We start from the raw sequence: 25,612 nt of genomic DNA on the forward strand, positions 1-25,612 counted from the left end.
CAGCAGACGGCGACGACGATCCCGACGGCGCACGCGAACCAGCCGATGCATCCGGACTCGGCGGAACAGCCGAACCAGAACCCGAAGCCGCACGTACGGAAGGCGATCGCGTGCCCGAAGCTGCGGAAGCGTGAGGAGTGGTCGGGGGGATCGGTGTGGGGCGGTGGCTCGGGCGTGGGGGTACGGGGGTGCGGGCCTCCTCGTGGTCGGCCGCCGGAGGGGCGTCCGGGAAGCGGGCCGAGGCCTGCGGCGCGGGCGGGGTCTGCGGGCTCGACCAGGCCTCGCCCCCCACCACACCGTCCCGGGTCGGTTCGGGCTCGGCGTTCGAACCCGTGGAGGGGGTACGGCGACCGAAGGCCTCGAAGCGTTCGGAGCCTCGCCACGGGGACCAGGCCCCGCCGGAGGCCGTCTCGGCGTCCTGCGGCCGGCTTTCCGACGGCGACGACCCGACCGTCGGCGGCTGGGCAGGACGCGGCGGAATGGAGGCGTGCTCCGCTTCCGTGCTCATGCGCCCCCCGTTTCCTCGCGCCCGGGCCGTCTACCTGTACGCGGGCCGTCGTCCTTGCGCTCAACCGATCGACGCCGGGCCAGTCCGTCCCGGGCACGCATACCCGCACGAACGGACCGGCATCCGGATGCATGTGCAACCGCCGCCGTTCCGCCGTACGTGCGCGTCACTCTACGGGCTGCCCCTGTCGATACGGGAACCAGTCCACGAGCACGAGGCATCTGCCCGGAACGTCCCCCTACCCTGCGGTAATCCTGTCTGGCAGGCTTCGTTCATGACTGCGCGCGCCGCCGACCGGGTCCGTTACGACCGGGCCACCGCCCATCTCGACGCCCCTCTCGCCATCGTGGACCTGGATGCCTTCGACGCCAACGCGGACGACCTCGTGCGCCGCGCTGGCGGCAAGCCGATCCGGGTCGCCAGCAAGTCCGTCCGCTGCCGGGCCCTGCTGGAGCGGGTCCTCGCGAGGGACGGCTTCGCGGGCATCATGTCGTTCACCCTCGCCGAGTCCCTGTGGCTGGCGCGCGGCGGCTTCGACGACATCCTGCTCGCCTATCCGTCCGCGGACCGCGCCCGCTTCGCCGAACTGGCCTCCGACCCCAAGCTCGCCGCCGCCGTGACCGTCATGATCGACGATCCCGCACAGCTGAGGCTCATCGACGAGGCCCGCGACGGCGGGCGTGAAGTCATCCGGGTCTGCCTGGAGTTGGACACCGCTCTGAAGCTGTTCGGGGGGCGCGTGCGCGTCGGGGCGCGCCGCTCGCCGCTGCACTCGCCCGCCCAGGTCGCCGACATGGCCCGGCTCGTGGCCCGGCGGCCGGGGTTCAAGGTCGTGGGGATCATGGCGTACGAGGGCCACATCGCGGGCGTCGGTGACTCCGTCGCCGGGCGGCCGCTGCGGTCGCGTGCCGTACGGCTCATGCAGGCGACGGCCCGCCGGGAGCTCGCCGAGCGGCGCGGCGAGGTGGTGCGTGCGGTGCGGGCCGTCGTACCCGATCTGGAGTTCGTCAACGGCGGCGGTACCGGCAGTGTGCAGCACACCGCCGCCGAGGACGCCGTCACCGAGATCGGTGCCGGCTCGGGCCTGTACGTGCCCCGGCTGTTCGACAACTACACCTCGTTCAGCGGGCGTCCGGCGGCCCTGTTCGCCCAGCCCGTCGTACGCCGGCCAGGGGTGGGGGTGGTGACGGTCCTCGGCGGCGGATATCCCGCCTCCGGTGCGGCCGGCAGCGACCGGCTGCCCGTCCCGTACCTGCCCTCGGGGCTGCGCTACGACCCGCAGGAGGGGCCCGGCGAGGTGCAGACCCCGCTGCTCGGCTCCCCCGCGGACGACCTGCTGATCGGCGACAAGGTGTGGTTCCGGCACGCCAAGGCCGGTGAGCTGTGCGAGCGCTTCGACGTGCTGCATCTGGTCGAGGGGGATGCGGTGACGGCGACCGTCCCGACGTACCGCGGGGAGGGCCACACCTTCCTCTAGCCGGTACACCAGCGGTCGCTGCCGGTCAGTACACGGTGTCCGCCTGGTCCGGGACCACGAAGCCGTCGTCCCGCAGGAGGGCGTCCTTGGCGCCGTCCGACGCGTTGTGGGCCTTGGTCGAGCACGGGTACGGGTCCGGCCTGCGCGGCAGGGGGTCGATGAACATGGGGTTGATCAGCCAGCGGCCGTCGGCGTTGTCGTAGGCCCGGCACATCAGTTCCGGCTTGTTGCGGTTGAGGACGAGGTGCGCGCCGGTCGCGTCGCCGACGAAGGTGACGTCCGTGTCGGCGTCCCCGGCCGCCAGGACCGGGCGCCGGGGCCACGGCTGCCGCTGCCAGGCTGCGGCGCCGTGGACGCCGTAGATCTCCTGGTTGATCCAGCAGCGTTTGCCGTCGATGTACGGGATCGCCGTGCCGCGGGTCGCGGGGACGTTGCCGCAGCCCTGGTTGCTGGGGGTGATGCGGCCGCGGCGGTCGAGGAGCGAGCGGATGGCGATGGTGTGGGCGGGGTCGATGCCGATGGCCCGGGACCAGACCTCGGTGATCGGCTCGGAGCCCGCGGAGACGATGTAGACGTCGAACCCGGCCCGTTGGAGGGTGCGGATGAGGTCGCGCTGCTGGTCGTAGTAGCGGACGTAGGCGGGCACGGTGTGGGTGCCGAGGGTGCGGGTGGCGCCGAGGGGCGCCGCCAGGGCCTCGGTGCGGGCCTGGCGGGCATAGGAGGCCAGTTCGGCGGGTGTGCGGCCGGTGAAGAGCTGGGGAACCCAGGCGTACTGCGGGACGGTGCGGCGGTGGTTCCAGGTGCCGGCGAAGGCGGGGGCACCGCTCGCGGTGGTGGCGTTCTCGCGGATGTCGAGGATCTCGTCCGTGCAGCGGGCACTGGTCGAGGTGCGCAGTGGTTCCGGGGTGCCGGCGCCGCAGGCCTCGGTCAGGGCGCGGTCGGCTGCGTCCGTGAGCCAGGGGCTGGTGTCCTTCCAGCGGGCCGGGCGCAGGAGTCGGTCGTGCCTGAGGGACCACGAGAGGGTGGCGTCGGTGACGTCGTTCTTGGTGACGGTGTTGTCCCAGTCGAAGACGGCGACCGGGTGGCCGCCGGCTCCCGAGCAGGTTCCGCGTTCGTCGATCACCTGCTGGAGGCGGGCGCGGTTGTCGCCGTACCAGATGCCGGTCAGGCGGGGGCAGTTCGAGTGCGGGAAGACGGAAGGTGCGGTGGGCGCGGCCGCCAGGGCGGCGGCCGCGGCCAGGGTCCACGCGAGAAGGGGTCGCATACGCGTGGACCGTACCGTTTCGTCCCTACAGGGGCGTGACGTACGCGCCCGCGATTCCGCCGTCCACCAGGAAGTCGGTGGCGTTGACGAAGGAGGAGTCGTCGCTGGCCAGGAAGGCGACGGCGGCGGCGATCTCCTCGGCCTCGGCGAACCGGCCGACCGGGATGTGCACCAGGCGGCGGGCGGCCCGCTCGGGGTCCTTCGCGAACAGTTCCTGGAGGAGCGGGGTGTTGACCGGGCCCGGGCACAGGGCGTTCACGCGGATGCCCTCGCGGGCGAACTGCACGCCCAGCTCGCGGGACATGGCGAGCACACCGCCCTTGGAGGCCGTGTACGAGATCTGGGAGGTGGCGGCACCCATCCGGGCCACGAAGGACGCCGTGTTGATGATGGAGCCCTTGCCCTGCTGCCGCATGTAGGGGATGGCGGCCTTGCAGCACAGGTAGACGGAGGTGAGGTTGACCTCCTGGACGCGCTTCCAGGCCTCCAGGCCGGTCTCCAGGATGGAGTCGTCGTCGGGCGGGGAGATGCCCGCGTTGTTGAAGGCGATGTCGACGCTGCCGTAGGTGTCGAAGGCCGTCTTGAAGAGGGCCTCGACCTGCTCGGCGTCGGTGACGTCGACCTTCACGAAGGTCCCGCCGACCTCGTCGGCGGCCGCCTTGCCGCGGGCCTCGTCGACGTCGCCGCAGACGATGTTCGCGCCCTCGGAGGCGAGCCGGCGCGCGGTGGCGAGGCCGATGCCGCTGCCGGCTCCGGTGATGACGGCCGTACGGCCCACCAGGCGGCGGCAGATGTTGTCTTCGGTCATGAGTGGTCAGGCCTCCGTGCTGATGAAGATGTTCTTGGTTTCGGTGAAGGCGGTCAGGGCGTCCGGGCCGAGTTCGCGGCCCAGGCCGGACTGCTTGAAGCCGCCGAAGGGGGTCCAGTAGCGGACGCTGGAGTGGGAGTTGACGGAGAGGTTGCCGGCGCGGACGGCCCGCGAGACGCGCAGGGCCCGCCCCAGGTCGCGGGTCCACAGGGAGCCGGCCAGTCCGTACGGGGTGTCGTTGGCGAGGCGGATCGCGTCGGCCTCGTCGGTGAAGGGCAGCAGGACGGCGACGGGTCCGAAGATCTCCTCGCGGGCCGCGGCGGAGTCGTGCCGCTCGCCGGTGAGGACGGTCGGCGGGAACCAGAAACCGGGCCCGTCCGGGGCGTTCCCGCGCAGGGCCGGAGCGTCGTCGGACACGAACGACCGCACCCGGTCCAGCTGTTGACGACTGATCAGCGGTCCCATCTGGGTCTTCTCGTCGGCAGGGTCGCCCACGACGATGGACGCCAGCGCGTCGGCGAGCAGCTCGCGGACCTCGTCGTACACCGCTTCCTGGACCAGGATCCGGGTGCGGGCGCAGCAGTCCTGGCCGGAGTTGTCCAGGAAGGAGAAGGGGTCGACGGCGGTCCTGAGGTCGGCGTCGGCGAAGACGATGTTGGGGCTCTTGCCGCCGAGTTCGAGGGTGACCGGCTTGACCAGCCGGGCGCAGCGCTCCATGACCTCGCGGCCGGTGCGGGTGGAGCCGGTGAACACGACCTTCGCCACGTCGGGGTGGTCGACGAGGGCACGGCCGGCGGTGTGGCCGTAGCCCGGGACGACCTGGAAGACGTGCTCCGGCAGGCCCGCCTCCAGGCCGAGTTCGGCCAGGCGCAGGGCGGTCAGCGGGGTGGCCTCGGCGGGCTTGAGGACGACCGCGTTGCCCGCGGCGAGGGCCGGGAAGGAGCCCCAGGCGGCGATGGGCATCGGAAAGTTCCAGGGGGCGATGACGCCGACCACGCCGAGCGGCTCCTGGAAGGTGACGTCCCAGCCGCCGGTGACGGGGATCTGCTTGCCGAGGAGGCGTTCGGCGCCGCCCGCGGAGTACAGCAGGAGGTCACGGGCGTTGCCGGCCTCCCAGCGGGCGTTGCCGAGGACGTGGCCCGCCTCGCGGACCTCCAGCTGGGCCAGCTCCTCGACGTGCGCGTCGACGACGTCGGCGAAGCGGCGCAGCAGCCTGGCCCGGTCGGCCGGTGCGGCGGCCGCCCAGGTCCGCTGGGCGGCCACCGCGCGGGCGACGGCGCGGTCCACCTCGGCCGCGTCGGCGGCGGGGACGGTGGCGACGACCTCCTCGGTGGCGGGGTTCAGTACGAAGAGTTCGTGCTCGGCAGACAACAGGGGCCTCACATGCGTTCGAAGGAGCGGCGCAGCTCCCAGTCGGTCACCGCGGCGTCGAAGGCCTCGAGCTCGACGCGCGCCATGTTGCGGTAGTGCGCGACGACCTCGTCGCCGAAGGCGGCCTTGGCGATGGGGCTGTTCTCCCAGAGCTCGGCGGCCTCGCGCAGGGTGGTCGGGACGTGCTCGTACTCGGCGGTGTACGCGTTCCCCGCACAGGCCTCGGGCAGCTCCAGCTTCTGCTCGATGCCGTACAGTCCGGCCGCGACCAGCCCGGCGACGGCGAGGTGCGGGTTGACGTCACCGCCCGGCAGCCGGTTCTCGAAGCGCAGCGAGCGGCCGTGGCCGACGACCCGCAGCGCACAGGTGCGGTTGTCGTAACCCCAGGCGACGGCGGTCGGGGCGAAGGAGCCCGGCTGGAACCGCTTGTAGGAGTTGATGTTGGGGGCGTACAGGAGCGAGAAGTCGCGCAGGGCGGCGAGCTGGCCGGCGAGGAAGTACCGCATGACGTCGGACATGCCGTCGGGGCCGGCCATCGCGTTGTTCCCGGCCGCGTCCGCCAGCGAGAGGTGGATGTGGCAGGAGTTGCCCTCCCGCTCGTTGTACTTGGCCATGAAGGTGATCGACACGCCCTCCTGGGCGGCGATCTCCTTGGTGCCGGTCTTGTAGATGGCGTGCTGGTCGCAGGTGACGAGGGCGTCGTCGTAGCGGAAGGCGATCTCGTGCTGGCCGGGGTTGCACTCGCCCTTGGCTGACTCGACCGTCAGTCCCGCGCCCGCCATCTCGTTGCGGATACGGCGCAGCAGGGGCTCGATGCGTCCCGTGCCCAGCACCGAATAGTCGATGTTGTACTGGTTGGCCGGAGTCAGGCCTCTGTAATTGGCGTCCCAGGCCTGCTCATAGGTGTCCTTGAAGACGATGAACTCCAGCTCGGTGCCGACCTGGGCGGTGAAGCCGTGCTCGGCGAGGCGCTCCAGCTGGCGGCGCAGGATCTGCCGCGGGGCGGCGACCACGGGCGAGCCGTCGTTCCAGGCGAGGTCGGCGATCAGCATGGCCGTACCGGCGTTCCACGGCACCCGGCGCAGGGTGCGCAGGTCCGGGTGCATGGCGAAGTCGCCGTAGCCGCGTTCCCAGGAGGACATCGCGTAGCCGTCGACCGTGTTCATCTCGGTGTCGACGGCGAGGAGGTAGTTGCAGCCCTCGGTGCCGTGGTGGAGGACCTCGTCGAGGAAGAAACGTGCGGCGAACCGCTTGCCCTGGAGCCGCCCTTGCATGTCGGGGAAAGCCAGGACGACAGTGTCGATCTCACCGCTCGCGACGAGGGCATGCAGCTCCTCGACGCTGAGCGGGGGTGTGCGGTCTGCCACGGGAGAGCCTCCTTCGGGCTTCGGCGCTTTTTCGGCCGGGCCGGAAGCCATAAGGTATTGCGGAGAACCATTGCTTGGGAAGGGGGTGCGGCGGGATGTCGCTGGATCCGGACGGCAGCCTGGAGGACCGGCTCACACCGGTACTGCGGCCGGTGCGCGCGGGCAACGGCTTCGAGGAGGCTCTGGAGCAGATCCTGCAGGTCGTGCGACTGGGCCTGGTGCCGGGGGGCGAGCGGCTGCCGGCCGAGCGGGAACTGGCGGAGCGGCTCGGGATCAGCCGGGTGACCCTGCGCGAGGTGCTGAAGGTGCTGCAGGACCAGGGTCTGGTGGAGTCCCGGCGCGGCCGCTACGGCGGCACGTTCGTCCTGCCGCGCGCGGACGCGGGCGGCGAGGACGAGCTGCGGCGCCGGGTCGCCGAGGTCGACATCGAGGACGTCCTGCGTTTCCGGGAGGTCCTGGAGGTCGGGGCGGCGGGGCTGTGCGCGACGCACGGTCTGGGCAAGGAGCAGGCGGACCGCCTGCGCGAGGCGCTGGCCCGCACGGGCGACGCCCCGCTCGCCGACTACCGGCGGCTGGACACGATGCTGCATCTGACGCTGGCCGAGCTGTGCGGATCGCCGACGCTGACCGCGCAGTACGCGGCGGTCCGGGCGACGGTGAACGACCTGCTCGACTGCATCCCGCTGCTCGTCCGCAACCTGGAGCACTCGCAGCGGCAGCACGTCGCGCTGGTGGAGGCGGTCCTGGACGGGGACGCGGAGGGGGCGCGGGAGATGATGCGGGAGCACTGCGCGGGGACGGCGGCGCTGCTCAGGGGCTTCCTGGCGTGAGGAGCGGCTTTCCCGGGGGCCTTGCCTTCCAGGGCACCTCTCGACAAAGGTACGAATACAATCCTTTGCAGGACCGGGAGGGCGCATGGCGGACGGGCCACTGATCGGCATCAGTACGTATCTGGAGGCCGGGGCGCGCTGGGGCGTGTGGGAGCTGGAGGCCGCGCTGCTGCCGGCCGGCTACCCGCGGCTGGTGCAGCGGGCGGGCGGACTGGCCGCGATGCTGCCGCCGGACGCGCCGGAGCACGCCTGCGCGGCCGTCGCGCGTCTCGACGGTCTGGTGATCGCGGGCGGCCCGGACGTCGAGCCGGTCCATTACGGCGCGGAGCCCCATCCCCGGACCGGCCCGCCGGCCCGTGCCCGGGACGCCTGGGAACTGGCGCTGATCGATGCAGCCCTGGCCGCCGGGATCCCCCTGCTGGGCATCTGCCGGGGCATGCAACTCCTGAACGTCGCCCTGGGCGGCACGCTGGTCCAGCACATCGACGGCCACGCCGAGGTCGTCGGCGTCTTCGGCCACCACCCGGTCAAGCCGGTGCCCGGCACCCGGTACGCCGCCGCCGTCCCCGAGGAGACCTCCGTACCGGCCTATCACCACCAGGCCGTCGACCGTCTCGGCACCGGCCTGATCCCCTCGGCCCACGCGGCGGACGGGACGGTGGAGGCACTGGAACTGCCGTCCGCCGACGGCTGGGTGCTGGGCGTGCAGTGGCATCCGGAGATGGGGAACGACCTGCGGGTGATGCGGGCGCTGGTGGAGGCGGCTTCTTCGGCTACGAGGCCTTCAGCCGTCTCCTGAGCCAGGCGAGGGCGACGTCGCCCTGGGCCCGCTGGAAGGCGCGCAGGGTGGGGAGGCCGGGTGGCGGCGGCTGCAGGGCGTGCGCGACGAAGTAGCCGGCCAGCGCGGCCAGAGCGGCGGTGACGGCTGCCGGGTCCGCCTCCCGGCCGAGGGGATGGGCGGTGAACACCTCCTCCGGGTCCGGTCCGCCCTGGGCCCTGACACAGGGCAGCATCACCAGCAGGTCGAACCAGGGCGCCGCACGTACCGCGTGCGGCCAGTCGACGAAGACGACGCGGTCGTCAGCGGTGATCAGCATGTTGTCGGCACGCAGGTCGGCGTGGGCGAGGGTGTCGCCGGAGGCGCCGGCCGCCCAGTCGGCGGTCAGCTCCGCGAGGCGGGACAGATGGGCGAGGGCCCATTCGTCCAGGCGGCCGCGGAGTTCGTGCGCCTCCTGTGCGCGCAGGCGCTGCCAGCCGGAGAAGTCGTCGGCGAGGGCCTCGGCGACGGGCGGGGCGTCCACCGGGGACGGGGAGAGGGTGCGGCTGAGCTCCGCCACGGCGTCGAGGACTCGCTCCAACTCCCGCTTCCGCCAAGGGACATGGGGCTGGCGGCCGGGGATCTCCTCCAGGACCAGGGCGACCCAGGTGCCGTCGTCGTAGGTGCCGAGGAGGCGGGGTGCGGGGACGGTGTGCGGGAGGGCTGCGGTGTGGCGGGCCTCGGTGCGGTGCAGGGTGGGGCTGTGCGGGTTGGTGTCCGCGCTCACCGCCTTGACGAAGGCGCGGCGACCGTCGGCGGTTCGGATGCGGGCGGCTGTGCCTGGGGAGAAGCCGCCGGGTTGGGTGACGGCGTGCACGACGGGGGTGCCGCCGAGCACGTCTGCGACGGCGTTGCGCACGGGGGCCGGGAGTGCCTCCCAGGGTGTGCGGACGCCTGCGGCGGGCGGGGCGGGGGTGATCATGGGGTTCATGGTGAGGGCCGGTGGTGCCACCGCGCCAAGCGTTTTTCGCCCCCGCCGAGGAAAGGTCGTCACCCGCGGGTCAGCGACAACAGCTCCCTCGCCGGCCCCACCGGCCGATGCCCCGTCGGCCACACCGCCCGCAGATCCCTGGCCAGCGCGACGCCGTCGACCGGCACCGACACCAGGCGCCGCATCGCAAGCTCCTCCCCCACCGCCAGCTCACTCAGCACCGCGGGCCCCGCGCCACTGACCGCCGCAGCCTTCACCGCAGTCGTCGACGACAGCTCGATCAGCGGCCGCGCCAGCCCGCCCAGTGCCGCATCGAGGACCTGCCGGGTCCCCGACCCCTTCTCGCGGAGGATCAGCGGCGTCGCCGCCAGTTCCGAGGCTTCCAGCGGACGCCGGCGCCGGGCCCACGCATGCCCCGGTGCGGTCACCACGATCAGACGGTCGTGGGCGATCACCGTCGAGTCCAGCCCGGGCGGCACACTGACCCCCTCCACAAAACCCAGATCGGCCTCGCCCGACAGCAACCGCTCCCCCACCGCCGCCGAGTTGCCCGCAAGCAGGGACACCGCCGTGTCGGGTCGCTGGGCGCGCAGCGCCAACAGCCAGCCGGGCAGCAGGTACTCGGCGATGGTCATGCTCGCCGCCACCCGCAGCCGGGAGTCCCGCCGGTCCCGCAGCGCCTGCGCCCCCACGTCGAAGGCCTCCGCCGCCTCGACGATCCGCCGCGCCCAGTCCGTGACCAGCGCACCGGCGTCCGTGAGGCGGGAGCCGCGCGGTGAACGGTCGACGAGGGCCACACCCAACTGCCTTTCCATGGACCGGATCCGGCTGCTCGCCGCCGGCTGGGTGATGCCCACCTCCCGCGCGGCCCCGCCCAGACTGCCGAGCCGCGCCACCGCCAGCAGCAGCTCCAGCGCCCCGAGATCGGGCACCCGATGCGCCAGCGAGACGGCGACGGCCGGCGGGTCCTCCCTGTTACTCATAACTTCAGCTTATGTCCTCATAGAGACACACTCCCTGGTCGCGGCGAATCGGCAGCGAGACCGTGAGGCATGGTCATCGCAGTCCAGCCCCTTCCGCGTGCCACCGCACGCCATCCGCGCGCCACGGCCGTCCGCCACCTCGGGCCCAACTGGTACGCCACCGTCATGGGCACCGCCATCGTCGCCACCGCAGGGTCGGCGCTTCCCCTCGGCGTTCCCGGCCTGCGCACCGCCTGCGCGGCCGTCTGGGCCCTCTCACTCGGCCTCCTGCTCGCTCTGCTCGCCGCCCGCGCCCTGCACTGGAGGCATCACCGCGACCAGGCCCGCGCCCACCTCCTCGACCCGGCGACGGCACCGTTCTACGGGTGTCTCGCCATGGCCCTGCTGGCCGTCGGCGGCGGCGCCGTCATAGTCGGCCGGGACTGGATCGGACCGCACGACGCGCTCCTTCTCGACGCCGTGCTGTTCACCGCCGGGACGGTGGTGGGGCTCGCGGCGGCCGTCGCCGTGCCGTACCTCATGGCCGTACGACACAAGGTCGAGCCGGACCAGGTCACGCCGGTCTGGCTGCTGCCCGTCGTCGCGCCCATGGTGTCCGCGGCGCTCGGGCCGCTCCTCGTGCCGCACCTGCCGGCCGGGCAGGCCCGGGAGACGCTCCTTTTCGCCTGCTTCGCGATGTTCGGGCTCAGTCTCCTCGCGACCCTGCTGATGCTGCCGGTGATCTTCGGCCGGCTGATCACCGGGGGCCCGCTGCCCCTCGCCCTGACCCCGACGCTGTTCCTGGTGCTCGGACCGCTCGGACAGTCCACGACCGCGGTCGCCAGGTTCGCGGACGTGGCACCGGGGGTCGTACCGGCGCCGTACAGCGAGGGATTCGGCATCCTCGCCGTCCTGTACGGCGTGCCGGTCATGGGCTTCGCGCTGCTCTGGCTGGTGTTCGCCACCGCGCATGTGGTGCGGGCGCGGCGGCAGGGCATGGGCTTCGCGATGACGTGGTGGGGCTTCACCTTCCCGGTGGGGACCTGCGTCACCGGCGCCGAGGCGCTCGCCCGGCGCACCGGGCTCGTCGCATACGACTGGTTCGCGGTCATGCTGTACGTCCTGCTCGTCGCCGCCTGGGGCACCGCCGCCCTGCACACCGCCCGCGGCCTGGTCAGCGGAGCGCTGCTCGCAGCGCCTCGCCCAGCACCCGCGGCGCCTCGGTCAACGACGGTCCGTACCAGGTCAGATGGCGTCCGCTGACCAACGCGCACTTCAGGCCCGGGAACGCCTCCGGACCGTCGTCGGCAGTGAAGCGGTAGGGCTCGTCCGGCAGTACGACGACGTCCGGGGCGGCCGCCCGCAGGTCGTCCAGGGGGATGCGGGGGTAGCGGTCGGGGTGGGTGGCGTAGAGGTGGTCGACGCCGAGGCGGGAGAGTACGTCGCCCGCGAAGGTGTTCCGGCCCAGGACCATCCAGGGCCGGCGCCAGATCGGGACCACGGCCGTCGTACGGTGCTCGGGGCGCGGCAGACGGGACCAGGTCGTCTCGGCCTGGTCGAGCCAGCGGGGGCGGGAGGCCGCCCCGCAGGCCTCCAGCACCCGGGCGAGCTCCGCGAACGCCTGCGGCATGTCACACACCACCGTCACCAGGACCTCGACGCCCGCCGCGCGCAGCGCCGCCAGGTCGGACTCCCGGTTCTCCTCCGCGTTGGCCACCACCAGGTCGGGGGCGAGCGCGAGGATGCGGTCGAGATTCGGGTTCTTGGTGCCGCCGATACGGGAGACGTCCAGGTCGGCGGGGTGCGTGCACCAGTCGGTCGCGCCGACCAGGGCGCCGGGGACCGAGACCGCGATCGCCTCCGTCAGTGACGGGACGAGGGAGACGACACGCACCGGCACTACCGCGACCGGTTCTGGACCGCCTCGACGTGCTCGGCCACCGCGACGACGACCACACGCGTGTCCGACACGGTCGCCCGCCACCGGTGGCGCACGCCGCCCGTCAGATACAGCGTGTCGCCGCGGCCGAGCCGGTAGGCCCGCCCCTCGGCCTCGATCTCCACCGCGCCGTCGGCGACATACATCAACTGGTCGTTGCGGTACTGGAATTCACGGCCCGCGTCATGGTCCCCGGTGAACTCCGAGGCGTGCATCTGATGGTGCCCCCGCACCAGTGAACGCACCCGCGGCTCGGCCACCGGCTCGGGCTCGGCGCGCACGACGTCGACGCTGCACGCCGGGTCGGCGGCGGCGAGGAGTTCCACGGCGGTGGTGCGCAGGGCGTCGGCGACCTTCTCCAGGGACGTTCTGCTGGGCCGCGCCCGGTCGTTCTCGATCTGGCTCAGGAAGGGAACCGACAGGCCGCTGCGCCCGGCCACCACGGCGAGGGTGAGCTGCAGCGTCCGACGGCGTCGCCGCACGGCCGCGCCCACTCGCAGGGGCTGATCCTTCTGGTCGTCTTTGTGGTCGCCCATCGCTCCGGCTCCCTCCTTCGCTCGTGGTCCGTATCGGCGCGGTTCCGTGTGCCGTGCACCGGTGTCCGGGCGCGGCTCTTCTGATGCGTTCTCTGCACCTTACGCAGGTTCGGCAAACCGTTTCACGCGCCCGTCACATCCCCGTAAACACCGCGTGCGGTCAATTCGCCAACTCTGACCCGCGGATGGGCTCTGCCCACTCGCCGGGCGCGGATTCCTCCTTCGGGACGAAGCCGCTGACCAGCGGGGCCGGAGGGCGGGCGGGGCCGGCGGCGGGGGCGGTCGGCGGTCGGTGCGGGATCGGCTGCCTGCGGGCGTGCGGGTGAGGCTCCGGTCGGCCCGCCGGGTGCAGGGATCGCGGGCATACGTCGGCCGGTTGCCTACGTCGGCGGCGCGGCGCCCAGTTGGCGCCCCGTGCCGCGGTCCGGCCGGTCATGGCTGGTCAGTTCGATGGTGCCGCCATGCATCGAGGTGACGTCGGGGGCCGCTTCGGCCCGGCCGACCAGGGTGCGCGGCGCGGTGCATGTGCGCCCGGCACTTCCGGCCCGGTGAGCGACGAGGCTTGGGCGATGACATGGCGCTCCGTGGTTGGCCGGATCCTTTTCGTACGCCCTTCACGCGCGCGTGGGCGGCCCGTCGCGAAACGGACCGCCCACGCGCGCGTGCTTTCCGACGGAAGCGTGCCTACTGAGGTGTCATCCGGCCGACCATGTCCGGATGCTCCTTGAGCCAGGCGGCGACGGCCTCCTCCTCGTGCCCCTGGCCGCGCTGGTTGATCTCGGCCTCCAGGCTGCCGAGCTCGGCCTCACTCATCCTGAAGTTCTTGATCCACTTGGTGAGCTGCGGGTACTGCTCGGGGAACTTCTCGTTGGAGATGGTGCGGATCGTGTTGCCCTCGCCGAAGAGCTTCTTGTCGTCCTTCAGCTTGGTCAGGCCGTACCGGCTGTACGCCCAGTGCGGCGACCACAGCACCACGGCGACGGGCTTCTTCTGGGCGTAGGAGCGCTTGAGCTCGGCCAGCATCGCCGGGGTGGAGCCGTCGACGACCTTGTACTCCTTGTCCAGGCCGTAGCCGGGCAGCACCTTCGTCTTGAGCAGGTTCATCTCACCGGTGCCCGGTTCGATCCCGATGATCTTCCCGCCGAAGAGGCCCGCCTTGCCCTTGAGGTCCTCGTAGGACTTCACCCCCTTGACGTACGAGGGCACGGCGACCTCCAGCGAGGTCGGCTGGTACCAGGTGCCGAGGTCCTTGAGTCTGTCCTTGGACTTGTCCCAGTAGTTCTTCTGCGCGTACGGCAGCCAGGCGTCGAAGTTGACGTCGAGGTCGCCGGAGGCGAGTCCGGTGTAGACCGGGCCGACGTCCATCTGCTTGAGGTTGAGCTGGTAGCCGCGCCGCTCCAGGACGTTCTTCCAGAGGTAGGTGACGGCGATGTCCTCGTCCCAGGGGAACCAGGCGACGTTCACGGGCCGCTTGGCCTCGGCGGAGGTGGTGTTGTGCGGGACGGGGGCGGCCTTGTCCACGAACCCCGGATTTTCCTTCAGCCAGGCGCGCACGGCGTCCTGCTGCTTGCCCTTGCCCGCCTTGTTGATCTCGGCCTCGAGGCTGGTGAGCTGCTTCTCGCTCATCTTGAAGTTCTTCAGCCACTTGCCGACGACGGGGTTGTCGCCCGCGAAGCCCTTGCGGGCGAGCGTGTGCACACCGTCGCCCTCACCCCAGGCGCCCCTGGGGTCCTTCAGCTTCTTCAGCTTGTAGTCGTTGTACGCCCAGTGCGGCGACCAGAGGGTGACGACGATGGGCTGCTTCTGGCTGTACGCCCGCTTGAGCTCGGCCAGCATCGCCGGGGTGGAGCTGTCGACGACCTTGTACTCCTTGTCGAGGCCGTAGTCCTTCAGGACCTTGCTCTTGAGCAGGGCCATCTCGCCGGCGCTGGACTCGATGCCGGTGATCTTCCCGCCGAAGGTGCCCGCCTTGCCCTTGAGGTCGTCCAGGGAGTCGATGTCCTTCATGTAGGAGGGGACGCTCAGCTCCAGGGAGGTCTTGCCGTACCAGGCGCCGAGGTCGTCGAGCTTGCTGCCGTACTTCTTCCAGTACTGGGCGTGCGTGGTCGGCAGCCAGGCGTCGGTCTGGAAGTCGACGGTGCCCTGGGCGAGAGCGGTGTAGAGCGGGCCGGCGTCGAACTGCTTGGCGTCCACCTGGTAGCCGCGCTCTTCGAGGATCTCCTTCCAGAGGTAGGTGGAGGCGACGCCCTCGTCCCAGGGGATGTAGCCGATGCTGATCTTCTTGCCCTGGCCTACGTTCTTGCCGTCGGCCACCGGGGTGGGGCCGCTGTTGCCTCCGAAGACGCCCATGCCGCCCGCGACGAGCGCGAGGATCACGACACCGATCACCGCGATCTGCGGACTGGGCCGGTAGGACCAGATCTTCAGGCCCTGGGCGGCGCGGGCCTTGGCGGCGGCGCGGCGTCCCAGCGGGGAGACATGGGTACCCAGGGCGCTGGTCATCCGGTCGAGGTAGATCGCGAGGATGACGATCGCGACACCGGCCTCGGAGCCGAGGCCCACGTTGAGCTGGCCGATGGCCTCGTTGACGTCGCCGCCGAGGCCGCCGGTACCGACCATGCCGGCGATCGCGGCCATGGACAGGCCGAGCATGATGACCTGGTTCACACCGGCCATGACGGTCGGCAGGGCGAGGGGCAGCTGGACGCGCAGCAGGGTGTCCCGGGGCGAGGTGCCGAAGGCCTCGGCGGCCTCCACGAGTTCCTTGTCGACCTGGCGGATGCCCAGTTCCGTCATGCGCACGCCGGGGGCGAGCGCGAAGATCAGCGTGGCGACGATGCCCGCGGAGGCGCCGGTGCCGAAGAACAGGATCGCCGGGATGAGGTAGATCATCGCGGGCAGCGTCTGCATGAAGTCCAGGACGGGCCGGACGAGCCCGCTGACCCGGTTGGAGCGCGCGGCCCAGATGCCGACGGGCACCGAGATCACCAGCGCGATGATGGTGGCGACGAGGACGAGCGACAGGGTGACCATCGCGTCGTCCCACAGTTCGAGGGAGTCGATGAAGGCGAATCCCACGAAGGTCAGTACACCTGCGAGGGTGCCGCGCAGCCAGAACGCGAGCACGGCGAGGATGCCCGCGAGCAGCGGGGGTTCGGGAGCCTGCAGCACGGCGTTGATGCCGTCGTAGGTGCCCGAGAAGACGGCCTTGAAGAAGTCGAAGAGCCAGGACACATGGGCCAGCAGCCAGTCGACGGTGCTGTTGACCCAGTCACCGAGCGGGATCCTAGGCATGGACGGCCTCCTCGTTGCCGAGGAAGGCGACCAGGCGCTGGGTCGGGACCACTCCGACTAGTTTGTGCTGGGAGTCCAGGACGGCCACGGGGTGCGTCGTCCGGGCGCTCATCGCGCAGAGTTCGGTGAACGGTGTGTCGGGCGTCGCGGTCTCGCAGTCGCTCGTGCAGCCGCAGTCGGCCTCGTCGCCCTGTACGTCCGTGTCCATGACGGCGGACGCGGTCAGTACACGGGAGCGGTCGACGTCCTGGATGAAGGAGGCGACGTAGTCGTTCGCGGGCCGCAGCAGGATGTCCTCGGCGGTGCCGGTCTGGACGATACGGCCGTCGCGCATGACGGCGATGCCGTCGCCCAGGCGCATGGCCTCGTTCAGGTCGTGGGTGATGAAGACGATGGTCTTCTTCAGGCTCCGCTGCAGTTCCAGCAGCTGGTCCTGCATGTCGCGGCGGATCAGCGGGTCAAGGGCGCTGAACGACTCGTCCATCAGCAGCAGATCGGCGTCGGTGGCGAGGGCGCGGGCGAGGCCGACGCGCTGCTGCATGCCGCCGGACAGCTCGTCGGGCCAGGACTTCTCCCAGCCGGCCAGTCCGCACAGGGCCAGCGCCTCGCCGGCGCGCTGCTCGCGCTCGGCGCGGGGCACGCCCTGCACGGCCAGGCCGTAGCCGGCGTTCTCGAGGACGCTGCGGTGCGGGAACAGCGCGAAGTGCTGGAAGACCATGCTGATCTTCCGGGCGCGTACCGCACGCAGTTCACGGTCGCCGAGCGCGGTCAGGTCCTGGCCGTCGAAGCGGACCTGTCCGGCGGTGGGCTCCAGCAGGCCGTTGAGCATGCGCAGCAGCGTGGACTTGCCGGAGCCGGACAGGCCCATGACGACGAAGATCTGGCCCGGCTCCACGGTGAAGGACGCGTCGATCACGGCGGCCGTGGTGCCGTCGGCGCGCAGCTCCTCCCGGTCGGCTCCCTGTCGGAGCCGCTCGACTGCGTCGTCGGGTCGTCTGCCGAACACCTTGTAGAGATGTTCGGCCTCTAGCCTGGATGACACGTCTGCCTCTCATCACGGGGTGGGGGGACAAGGGCCGCGCCTGCCCCCGGCCGACCAGGACAAACGCGGAAGTGGTTTAGTTCACAACCAGTGCGTAGGATCGCCGCCGGTGCTTCACATCGGGGTGGGGGGACGGGCGTGGAACGATCGGACGACACACGCGCGTCGGTGCTCCGCTTCGCGACGGAGCTGGTGGCCTGGATCGCCACGCCCTGGGCGCTGTGGCCGCACTCCTGGCCGCTCGCCGTCCTCGCGGTGCTGGTGCTGATCGGTCTGCCGACCGTCTTCTCGACTCCCGGCGACAAGGAGAAGGTCGTCGTCGCCGTGCCGGGCTGGGGCACTGTCCTGCTCGTACTGCTCCAGCTCGTCGCGGCCGTGATCTCCGCATGGTGGCTGCTTCCCGCCTGGGCGGCCGTGCTCGTGTCGCTCTTGGCCGGCGCCACCCTGGTGACCGAACGTCCGCGCTGGCGGTGGCTGCTCGCCGGCGGGTGACTGTCAGTGCCGTACGGCATGATGCGAGGCGTGACCGGACGACTGATGCTCCTCGACACCGCCTCGCTCTATTTCCGCGCCTACTTCGGCGTGCCGGAGTCCGTGAAGGCCCCGGACGGCACCCCGGTGAACGCCGTGCGCGGGCTCCTCGAATTCATCGACCGCCTGGTCAAGGACCACCGCCCCGACCACCTGGTGGCGTGCATGGACGCGGACTGGCGCCCGCAGTGGCGGGTCGACCTGATCCCCTCCTACAAGGCGCACCGCGTCGCCGAGGAGCACGAGGTGGGCCCGGACGAGGAGGAGGTGCCGGACACGCTCTCCCCGCAGGTGCCGGTCATCGAGGCGGTCCTCGACGCGCTCGGCATCGCGCGCGTGGGCGTCGAGCCGTACGAGGCGGACGACGTGATCGGCACGTTCACCGCGCGGGCGGAGGGCCCGGTCGACATCGTCACCGGCGACCGCGACCTGTACCAGCTGGTGGACGACGCGCGAGGGGTGCGCGTGCTCTACCCGCTCAAGGGCGTCGGCATGCTGCAGCTCACCGACGAGGCCTGGCTGCGCGAGAAGTACGGGGTGGACGGCGCGGGGTACGCGGATCTGGCGCTGCTGCGCGGCGACCCGAGCGACGGCCTGCCGGGGGTTCCGGGCATCGGCGAGAAGACGGCCGCGAAGCTGCTCGCCGAGTTCGGGGACCTGGCCGGGATCATGGCCGCGGTCGAGGACCCGAAGGCGAAGCTCACCCCGTCGCAGCGCAAGCGGCTGGACGAGGCGCGGCCGTACGTCGCCGTGGCCCCGAAGGTCGTCAGGGTCGCCGGCGACGTGCCGCTGCCGGACGTGGACACGGCCCTGCCGCACGCCCCGCGCGACTCGGCGGCACTGGACGAGCTGGCGGTGCGGTGGGGGCTGGGCGGCTCGCTGCAGCGTCTGCTGACGACGCTGGGGATGTGACGTTTCCGGCGACGCGTACTCATCAAGTCTTCATGGGAGAGGTGTTAACTGCGGGAAGATGCTAACTTAGGTAAACCTAAGCTTGGGAACAGGGAGGCCGCCATGGCAGAACGCCCGGCACGGAAGCCGCGGAAGGCCCAGTCGGCGCAGGTCGTGCGCACGGAACGGCTGACTCCGCACATGCAGCGCGTGGTCCTCGGTGGCGAGGGTCTGGCCGGGTTCGCGGCAGACACCTGCACCGACCACTATGTGAAGTTGCTGTTCCCGCCGAGCGAGGGCGTTGCCTATCCCGAGCCCTTCGATCTGGAGCGCATCCGCGAGGAACTTCCGCGCGAGCAGTGGCCGGTGACCCGGACGTACACCGTGCGGGCCTGGGACCCGGTCCACCGTGAACTGACGCTGGACTTCGTGATCCACGGTGACGAGGGCCTGGCCGGCCCGTGGGCGGCGCGCGTCCAGCCGGGCGAGACCGTGCACTTCATGGGCCCGGGCGGCGCCTACGCCCCGGACATCAGCGCCGACTGGCATCTGCTCGTCGGCGACGAGAGCGCCCTGCCGGCGATCGCCCGCTCCCTGGAGTCGCTGCCCGAGGGCGTCACGGCGCACGCCTTCGTGGAGGTCTCGGGCCCCGAGGAGGAGCAGAAGATCGACTCCGATGTGGAGGTCGTCTGGCTGCACCGCGGGGACCGCCCCGTCGGCGAGGCGCTGGTCGAGGCCGTGCGGTCGCTGCGGTTCCCGGAGGGCCGGATGCATGCGTTCGTGCACGGCGAGGCGCACTTCGTGAAGGAGCTGCGCCAGCTGCTGCGCTGCGACCTGGCGATCCCGCGCGAGGACCTGTCGATCTCCGGCTACTGGCGGCTCGGCCACAACGAGGACGGCTGGCAGGCCTCCAAGCGGGAGTGGAACGCGCGCATCGAAGCGGAGCAGGAGCGCGCGGCGTCCGCCGCGTGAGACGTCCGAAGGGGCGGCACCTCGACGAGGTGCCGCCCCTTCGCCATTGCCGTCGCACCGAGAGGTGTGCTCACACCGACCGCTGGTACGAGCGGAAGGTCCGGATCGACAGCCACACCGCCGCCACCGCGAGCGCCAGCAGCGCCCCGCCGCGGCTGAGCACGTCGCCCCAGTCGGGGTGCTCGGACAGTGCCGAACGACCCGCGACCATCGCCCAGTTGAGCGGGTTGAAGTCGGCGATGCGCCGCATCCAGGACGGCATCTGGGACGGCGCCATGAAGGCACTCGACAGGAACGTCAGCGGCAGCAGCAGGAAGGTGTTGATGCCGATGATCGACTCCCGCTCCCGCACCAGCATGCCCAGCGCGTTGGACAGCGCCCCGAAGATCGTGCCGAGCAGCACGGAGGCAACGACCAGGATCGCGATGCCGCCGATGCCGCCCGGGTAGTCGGCGCCGCCCGCAAGCGCGAGCAGCACGATGACGACCGACTGGAACGCGGTGACCAGGCCGTTGTTGACGACGTTGCCGTTCATCAGCGCGGCCCGGCTGACCGGGGTGGTCAGGAAGCGGTTGAGCGTGCCCCGCTGGATCTCCTCCAAGGTGCCCATCCCGGCCCACATGTTGGAGCTGAGCGCACTCATCACGACCACGCCCGGCACGAGGTAGTCGAGGTATGTCGTGGTCCCGAAGCCACCCAGCTCGACCACCTTCTTGAAGAGGTTGCCGAACAGGAACAGCCAGATCACCGGCTGGATCAGCGTGATGACCGCGTACGCCGGCTGCCGGGTGAACACCATGAGCTGACGCTGCGTCATGTACCAGGTCTGGGAAACCGCCGTGCTCATCGCGCACCTCCGGCGAGGACGAGGCTCTCGGTGGCTTCGGCGTCGGCCTCCGAGTATCGACGGCCGGCGTAACGGAGGTAGACGTCGTCGAGGGAGGGCCGGGCGACGGTCGCGGCGGCGACCCCCACCCCGGCCCGCTCCAGCGCCCCGAGCAGTGCGGGTACGGCCGCGGCCCCGTCGTCGGCGCGGACGCTGACCCGGCGCCCGTCGATCAGCACCTCGTGCATCCCGGGCAGAGCACCGAGGGCGCCTTTGAGGAGCGTACGGCCGGCCTCACCGACCGGCTCCCTGATCTCCAAGTGGACGGCTTCGCCGCGGAGTTCGCCCTTGAGGGAGTCCGGAGTGCCCTCGACGACGACTCGGCCGCGGTCGACGATGGCGATGCGCTCGGCGAGCCGGTCGGCCTCCTCGAGGTAGTGCGTGGTGAGCAGGATCGTCAGCCCCTCCTCCCCCGCCAGCCGGTCGATCTCGTCCCACATGGCCGTGCGGGCCTCGGGATCCAGGCCGGTGGTGGGTTCGTCGAGGAAGAGCACCTCGGGCCGGTGCACCAGACCGAGGGCGACGTCGAGTCGGCGTCGCATACCGCCGGAGTAGCCCTTGACCGGACGCTTCGCGGCGTCGGCGAGGCTGAAGCGGTCGAGCAGCTCGTCGACCCGCCTGCTCAGGGTGGCGCCCCTCAACCCGTAGAGCCTGCCCTGGAGTTGGAGGTTCTCGCGGCCGGTGGCGACCGGATCGGCGCCGGAGGCCTGGGCGACCACGCCGATCGCGCGGCGCACCCGGTCCGGGTGGCGCAGCACGTCGTGCCCGGCGACGGTGGCCGTACCCGAGTCGGGCTGCGCGAGGGTGGTGAGGATCTTGACGGTGGTGGACTTGCCGGCGCCATTGGGGCCGAGGAGCCCGAAGACGGTGCCCGGTTCGACGGTGACGTCCATGCCGCACAGGGCGGTGACCTCACCGGGGTAGGTCTTGATCAGCTGGCGCGCCTGCACTGCGGGCGCACGGGTAGCACTCACGACAGCTCTCCTGAATGAGCGGATGACAGCGGATGACAACTGATCCGTCCGCTTGAAGAGCGCCGGGCTATCCTGGGTGTGCCGCACCTCGATCGCCTGGAGCCGCTTCACGGCGGATTCAGTTCGGGGTTCGAGACCCCGGCCCAGCTGCTGCAACAGCCCGGCCGGGGTCTGTTTCGTCAGGTGAACTCCGGTGGCAGCTCCCCCGTTTCGTGGAAGTGGCGCCACCCGTCGACGCCCGGCAGCGAGCCGTTCTCGATCTCCTCCAGGAAACCGCGGACCCATTCCGCCTGCGCCTCGACCATGTGCAACTGGTACTCGACCTCGACGAGGAAGAGCCGCGGAAGCGTCTCGCCGAGCTTCTGCAGCGCCGCGCGCCCGCTCGCGACCTCCACCTCCAGGTTCTGCAGCCGCTCCTGCAGCAGCCGCACCACGTCGTCGGGAGGCAGCGCCCCGAGCAGTGACAGCGCGCTCTCGAAGATCGGGAACTCCTTGGCCGGGACGGCGAGCAGATCGGACAGCCAGTCGACCATCTCCTCCCGCCCCGCCTCGGTGAGCCCGTAGACCGTGCGCTCGGGCCGGTTGCCCTGCCGCTCGACGTCCGCGACCTCGACGAAGCCGTGCTTCTGGAGGTTCTGCACGACCGTGTAGAGCGAGCCGTACTTGATCTTCGTGCTGTTGTCCTTGCCCTGTTGGCGCAGGGTCTGGGCGATCTCGTACGGGTGCATCGGCTTCTGCCAGAGCGTGACCAGCACGGCGAGCGCCAGCGGGTTGCTGAGCTTGCGGCGCTTCATCGCCATGAGGGGGTCACCTCGCTTACGAATATCCGCGCCCGAACATATCGCGACCCTCGCGTCGGCGTCAATACACACGATGTATCGCGTTTCGATGGTCATAGCAAGGGCGTGAGGACTTGGGCCCGCCCCGGACACGGCGGCGTGACGCGCACGAAACAGGCCGTCCCTAATTTCTGTCGCCTGACAGGAACCCGCGCCACTCCCCGCTCCCCGCGCCGAAGGCAGGTGCCGCCGTGACCACAACCACCCCCTCCGACGTACGCCCCGATCCACCGCACCCGCCCGACGACGGCTCGCTCGCGGAGTTCGGCTACCGCCAGGAACTGCACCGCAGCCTGGGCAGGTACGCCTCCTTCGCGGCCGGGTTCTCCTTCATCTCCGTACTGACGACCGTCTTCCAGTTCTTCGCCTTCGGGTACGCGTTCGGCGGCCCCGTCTTCTTCTGGGCCTGGCCGGTGGTGCTGGTCGGGCAGCTGCTGGTGGCCGCGTGCTTCGCGGAGCTGGCCGCCCGGTATCCGATCTCGGGCGCCATCTACCAGTGGTCCTCACGGCTCTCGAACGTCACCTTCGGCTGGTTCGCCGGCTGGATCATGGTGATCGGACAGATCGTGGTGGTCGCGGCGGCGGCACTGGCCCTGCAGATGGTGCTGCCGGCGATCTGGTCGGGCTTCCAGCTCGTGGGCACCGACCCGGCGGTGACGTCCGAGGACGGCGCGGCGAACGCGGCGGTCCTCGGGGTGATCCTGCTGGTGCTGACCACGCTCGTGAACATCGTGGACAACCGGGTGATGTCCCTGATCAACCGGGTCGGCGTGACGGCCGAGATCATCGGTGCGGCGCTCATCGTCGTGCTGCTGCTCACCCACTCGAAGCGCTCCCCCGGCATCACCTTCCACACCACCGGAGCCGCAAGCTCCGGCCTGTTCGGCGCACTTGCCGTGGGTTCCTTCACGGCGGCGTACGTGATGATCGGCTTCGACAGCGCGGGCGAGATGAGCGAGGAGACACACCACCCCCGGCGCACGGCGCCCCGCACGATCCTCACGGCACTGGGCGCCGCCGGCCTGCTCGGCGGCCTGGTCATCCTCGGCGGCCTGCTCGCCGCGCCCAGCCTGACCGACGGCCGGCTGGGCGTCGACGGTCTGAGCTACGTCCTCACCAGCCGCCTCGGCGACGGCGTCGGCAAGGTGCTGCTGGCCGACGTGGTGGTGGCGATCGCGGTGGCCACCCTCGCCATCCAGACCGCGGCCTGCCGGATGCTGTTCTCCATGGCCCGCGACGGCCAGCTCCCCTTCTCCCGCCGCCTCGCCCGCGTCAATCCGAGCACCGGCATGCCGAACGCCCCCGCTCTCGTCGTCGGTGTCCTCGCCGCGGTCCTCCTGCTGCTCAACTTCGTCTCCCCGGACGCCTTCCTGGCCATCGGCACCACCTGCATCGTGATGCTGTACCTGGCGTACGCGATGGTCACGGGCCCGCTCCTGATCCGCCGCCTGCGCGGCGAGTTCACCTCCGAAGGCACCGACGAGACGGGCGGCCGGCTCTTCTCCCTCGGCCGCTGGGGCATCCCGGTCAACGCCCTCGCCCTCCTCTACGGCCTCCTCATGACAGTCAACCTGGCCTGGCCGAGGGCGGCGGTGTACGACCCGGCGGGCGGGCACTGGTACTTCCAGTGGTTCACGGTGCTGTTCCTCGCGGTGACGGTCGTGGCCGGGGGCGCGTACCGGGCGTACCGGAAGCAGACCGGCACTCGAGGTGCCGTACCGGAAGAGGCGGTTCCGGAGGGCGCGGTCTAGTTCAGTCGCCTCGCACGCGCGCGTGCAGATGCATGTCGTGCCAGCCGTCAGGATGCAGGAAGGCGCTGCGCTTGGTGCCCTCCAGGGCGAATCCCGTCTTGGCGGCGACCCGGCAGGAGGCCTGGTTGGCGGGGGCGTGCAGGAGTTCGAGGCGGTGGAAGCCGATCTCCTCGAAGGCCCACCGGGTCAGGGTGTTCGTCGCTCGTGCGGCCACGCCCTGACCGCGGGCCGCCGCCGTGGTCCAGTACGCGACCTTGGCCACGCCCTCGGCGAGCCTGATGTCGCGCAGCGCCACCCGCCCGAGCAGCCGGTCGGTGTCCGCCTCGACGACGGCCCACTGGGCGCCCCGCTCCCCCTCCCATTCCTTGCACCACGTCTCGATCCACCCGGCGGCCTCCGCCTCCGAATCGCTGCGCATGAGATGCCACTGGTGCATCAGCGGGTCCTGGAACGCCGCATGGACCGCGGACACGTCGTCGGCCCGCCATGGGCGCAGGACCAGTCCGTCACCGCCGAAGAGCAAGGGCTGCGGGACTCGGGAGAGGGTCTTGTCGGACAGCACGGAGTCAGCGGTGTACGGCATGGTCCGCATCCTGCCGCCGGGACGCGACCCGGCCAACGGATTTTCCGGCGCCGTACCCTTGATCGTGATGAGACGCAGGCCCCGCATTCCCCCCTCCCCCCTGCCGCAGCGCCACGGGGTCGATCCGGTGCGGGTGCGGCTGCCGGTCGAGGGCACATGGGCCACGGTGCGCGAGCATCTGGTCGAGCGGCTCAGCGGGGCGGGTGCGGGTGTCGTCGACGGAATGCTGGACGCCGGGAAGATCGTCGGCGCCGACGGGCGCGCCGTCGCCCCCGACGCCGCTTACGTACCCGGCATGTTCGTGTGGTTCCACCGGGAGCTGTCCGACGAGGTGCCGGTGCCGTTCCCGCTGGAGGTCGTGCACCGCGACGAGCACATCGTCGTCGTCGACAAGCCGCACTTCCTGGCCACGACCCCGCGCGGCAGCCACATCGCCGAGACCGCGCTCGCCCGGCTGCGCCGGGAGCTGGGGATCGAGACCCTCGGCGCCGCTCACCGGCTGGACCGGCTCACCGCCGGGCTGGTGCTGTTCACGGTGCGGCCCGAGGAGCGGGGGAGGTACCAGTCGCTGTTCCGTGACCGGCGGGTGCGGAAGGAGTACGAGGCGGTGGCCCCGTACGATCCCGGGCTGGCCCTGCCGCGAACCGTGCGGAGCCGGATCGTGAAGGAGCGGGGCGTGCTCGCCGCCTACGAGGTGGCGGGCGAGCCGAACGCCGTCAGCCGTGTCGAGCTGATCGAGCGCAATGCGCACGGCGTCGGCCGGTACCGGCTGACCCCGAGCACCGGGCAGACCCACCAGCTGCGCGTCCACATGAACGCGCTCGGGGTGCCCATCCTCGGCGACCCCCTTTACCCCGTGGTGAGCGACCCCGTGCCGGGCGACGACTTCCGGCGCCCGCTCCAGCTGCTGGCCCGGGCCCTGGATTTCACCGATCCGGTCACCGGGGTGGAACACCGGTTCCGCAGTGGGCGAACCCTCGGAGCCTGGAGCTCGTACGGCGACTGGGCCGGTCAGTAACCCCGTTCCTGCAGCGCCGGC

Annotated in this window: 23 protein-coding genes; 9 read left to right on the forward strand and 14 right to left on the reverse strand. The window is 71.2% G+C overall.

Features of this window, described 5'->3' with window-relative positions; all coding sequences use genetic code 11:
• Positions 1-782 precede the first annotated feature (782 nt).
• Positions 783-1,985 (forward strand): amino acid deaminase/aldolase, encoded by a 1,203-nt coding sequence (locus tag ACWCRD_RS23590; RefSeq protein WP_450967757.1) that lies wholly within the window; start codon positions 783-785, stop codon positions 1,983-1,985.
• Positions 1,986-2,010: 25 nt separating this feature from the next.
• Here the strand turns inward: ACWCRD_RS23590 and ACWCRD_RS23595 are convergent, their stop codons facing one another.
• The 4 genes from ACWCRD_RS23595 to ACWCRD_RS23610 are packed head-to-tail and all read right to left on the reverse strand — an operon-like array spanning position 2,011 to position 6,795.
• Entirely contained in the window at positions 2,011-3,249 is a 1,239-nt protein-coding gene (locus ACWCRD_RS23595) for a haloacid dehalogenase-like hydrolase (RefSeq protein ID WP_450967758.1), read from the reverse strand.
• 25 nt (positions 3,250-3,274) lie between these two features.
• The gene (locus tag ACWCRD_RS23600; protein ID WP_450967759.1) at positions 3,275-4,057 is read right to left on the reverse strand and encodes a 3-oxoacyl-ACP reductase; all 783 of its coding nucleotides are present in this window, start codon (positions 4,055-4,057) and stop codon (positions 3,275-3,277) included.
• A 6-nt stretch (positions 4,058-4,063) separates the two neighbouring features.
• Positions 4,064-5,428, reverse strand: coding sequence for an aldehyde dehydrogenase family protein (locus ACWCRD_RS23605; RefSeq protein WP_450967760.1), 1,365 nt, complete (start codon positions 5,426-5,428; stop codon positions 4,064-4,066).
• A gap of 8 nt (positions 5,429-5,436) precedes the next feature.
• Complete coding sequence (locus ACWCRD_RS23610) at positions 5,437-6,795, reverse strand: glutamine synthetase family protein (protein ID WP_450967761.1); 1,359 nt, start codon at positions 6,793-6,795, stop codon at positions 5,437-5,439.
• 95 nt (positions 6,796-6,890) lie between these two features.
• Between ACWCRD_RS23610 and ACWCRD_RS23615 the strand changes: the two genes are divergently transcribed.
• Both ACWCRD_RS23615 and ACWCRD_RS23620 read left to right on the forward strand, forming a co-directional pair.
• On the forward strand, positions 6,891-7,625 hold the full coding sequence (locus ACWCRD_RS23615) for a FadR/GntR family transcriptional regulator (protein ID WP_450967762.1): 735 nt from the start codon (positions 6,891-6,893) through the stop codon (positions 7,623-7,625).
• Between the two features lie 85 nt (positions 7,626-7,710).
• Positions 7,711-8,424 (forward strand): gamma-glutamyl-gamma-aminobutyrate hydrolase family protein, encoded by a 714-nt coding sequence (locus ACWCRD_RS23620; RefSeq protein ID WP_450967763.1) that lies wholly within the window; start codon positions 7,711-7,713, stop codon positions 8,422-8,424.
• Here the strand turns inward: ACWCRD_RS23620 and ACWCRD_RS23625 are convergent.
• Positions 8,399-9,364, reverse strand: a complete 966-nt coding sequence (locus ACWCRD_RS23625; RefSeq protein ID WP_450967764.1) for an aminoglycoside phosphotransferase family protein — start codon at positions 9,362-9,364, stop codon at positions 8,399-8,401. The two genes, ACWCRD_RS23620 and ACWCRD_RS23625, sit on opposite strands and share 26 nt — an antisense overlap.
• Before the next feature lie 68 nt (positions 9,365-9,432).
• A complete protein-coding gene (locus ACWCRD_RS23630) occupies positions 9,433-10,356 on the reverse strand; it encodes a LysR family transcriptional regulator (protein ID WP_450967765.1) in 924 nt (307 codons plus the stop codon).
• 69 nt (positions 10,357-10,425) lie between these two features.
• Here ACWCRD_RS23630 and ACWCRD_RS23635 point away from each other — a divergent pair, with 69 nt between their 5' ends.
• Complete coding sequence (locus ACWCRD_RS23635) at positions 10,426-11,598, forward strand: TDT family transporter (RefSeq protein WP_450967766.1); 1,173 nt, start codon at positions 10,426-10,428, stop codon at positions 11,596-11,598.
• On the opposite strand, the gene ACWCRD_RS23640 is transcribed toward ACWCRD_RS23635, so the two are convergent.
• The 4 genes from ACWCRD_RS23640 to ACWCRD_RS23655 form a co-directional block, all read right to left on the reverse strand.
• Positions 11,510-12,229 (reverse strand): helical backbone metal receptor, encoded by a 720-nt coding sequence (locus ACWCRD_RS23640; RefSeq protein ID WP_450967767.1) that lies wholly within the window; start codon positions 12,227-12,229, stop codon positions 11,510-11,512. The genes ACWCRD_RS23635 and ACWCRD_RS23640 overlap by 89 nt on opposite strands.
• A 5-nt stretch (positions 12,230-12,234) precedes the next feature.
• The gene (locus tag ACWCRD_RS23645; protein WP_450967768.1) at positions 12,235-12,810 is read right to left on the reverse strand and encodes a helix-turn-helix domain-containing protein; all 576 of its coding nucleotides are present in this window, start codon (positions 12,808-12,810) and stop codon (positions 12,235-12,237) included.
• 684 nt (positions 12,811-13,494) lie between these two features.
• A complete protein-coding gene (locus ACWCRD_RS23650; protein WP_450967769.1) occupies positions 13,495-16,104 on the reverse strand; it encodes an ABC transporter permease/substrate binding protein in 2,610 nt (869 codons plus the stop codon).
• Positions 16,097-17,146, reverse strand: a complete 1,050-nt coding sequence (locus ACWCRD_RS23655; RefSeq protein WP_450967770.1) for a quaternary amine ABC transporter ATP-binding protein — start codon at positions 17,144-17,146, stop codon at positions 16,097-16,099. Before ACWCRD_RS23655 ends, ACWCRD_RS23650 begins: the two co-directional genes overlap by 8 nt.
• A gap of 138 nt (positions 17,147-17,284) precedes the next feature.
• On the opposite strand from ACWCRD_RS23655, the gene ACWCRD_RS23660 reads away from it, so the two are divergent.
• The 3 genes from ACWCRD_RS23660 to ACWCRD_RS23670 all read left to right on the forward strand — a co-directional run bounded on the left by ACWCRD_RS23660 (position 17,285) and on the right by ACWCRD_RS23670 (position 19,540).
• Positions 17,285-17,638: a hypothetical protein gene (locus tag ACWCRD_RS23660; RefSeq protein ID WP_450967771.1), complete on the forward strand. Its 354-nt coding sequence runs from the start codon at positions 17,285-17,287 to the stop codon at positions 17,636-17,638.
• Between the two features lie 21 nt (positions 17,639-17,659).
• Complete coding sequence (locus tag ACWCRD_RS23665; RefSeq protein ID WP_450967979.1) at positions 17,660-18,589, forward strand: 5'-3' exonuclease; 930 nt, start codon at positions 17,660-17,662, stop codon at positions 18,587-18,589.
• Positions 18,590-18,691: 102 nt separating this feature from the next.
• Positions 18,692-19,540, forward strand: a complete 849-nt coding sequence (locus ACWCRD_RS23670) for a siderophore-interacting protein (protein WP_450967772.1) — start codon at positions 18,692-18,694, stop codon at positions 19,538-19,540.
• 70 nt (positions 19,541-19,610) lie between these two features.
• Here the strand turns inward: ACWCRD_RS23670 and ACWCRD_RS23675 are convergent, their stop codons facing one another.
• The 3 genes from ACWCRD_RS23675 to ACWCRD_RS23685 form a co-directional block, all read right to left on the reverse strand.
• Positions 19,611-20,387 carry an ABC transporter permease gene (locus ACWCRD_RS23675; protein ID WP_450967773.1) on the reverse strand — a complete coding sequence of 259 codons (777 nt, stop codon included), beginning with the start codon at positions 20,385-20,387 and terminating at the stop codon, positions 19,611-19,613.
• Positions 20,384-21,400 (reverse strand): ATP-binding cassette domain-containing protein, encoded by a 1,017-nt coding sequence (locus ACWCRD_RS23680; RefSeq protein ID WP_450967774.1) that lies wholly within the window; start codon positions 21,398-21,400, stop codon positions 20,384-20,386. Before ACWCRD_RS23680 ends, ACWCRD_RS23675 begins: the two co-directional genes overlap by 4 nt.
• 179 nt (positions 21,401-21,579) lie before the next feature.
• Positions 21,580-22,200 (reverse strand): helix-turn-helix transcriptional regulator, encoded by a 621-nt coding sequence (locus tag ACWCRD_RS23685; RefSeq protein ID WP_450967775.1) that lies wholly within the window; start codon positions 22,198-22,200, stop codon positions 21,580-21,582.
• Positions 22,201-22,430: 230 nt separating this feature from the next.
• On the opposite strand from ACWCRD_RS23685, the gene ACWCRD_RS23690 reads away from it, so the two are divergent.
• Positions 22,431-23,990, forward strand: coding sequence for an amino acid permease (locus tag ACWCRD_RS23690; RefSeq protein ID WP_450967776.1), 1,560 nt, complete (start codon positions 22,431-22,433; stop codon positions 23,988-23,990).
• Between the two features lies 1 nt (position 23,991).
• On the opposite strand, the gene ACWCRD_RS23695 is transcribed toward ACWCRD_RS23690, so the two are convergent.
• Positions 23,992-24,573, reverse strand: coding sequence for a GNAT family N-acetyltransferase (locus ACWCRD_RS23695; protein ID WP_450967777.1), 582 nt, complete (start codon positions 24,571-24,573; stop codon positions 23,992-23,994).
• Between the two features lie 67 nt (positions 24,574-24,640).
• On the opposite strand from ACWCRD_RS23695, the gene ACWCRD_RS23700 reads away from it, so the two are divergent.
• A complete protein-coding gene (locus ACWCRD_RS23700; protein WP_450967778.1) occupies positions 24,641-25,591 on the forward strand; it encodes an RluA family pseudouridine synthase in 951 nt (316 codons plus the stop codon).
• The last annotated feature ends 21 nt before the right edge of the window (positions 25,592-25,612 follow it).

This window comes from Streptomyces sp. NPDC002092, from assembly GCF_053593775.1.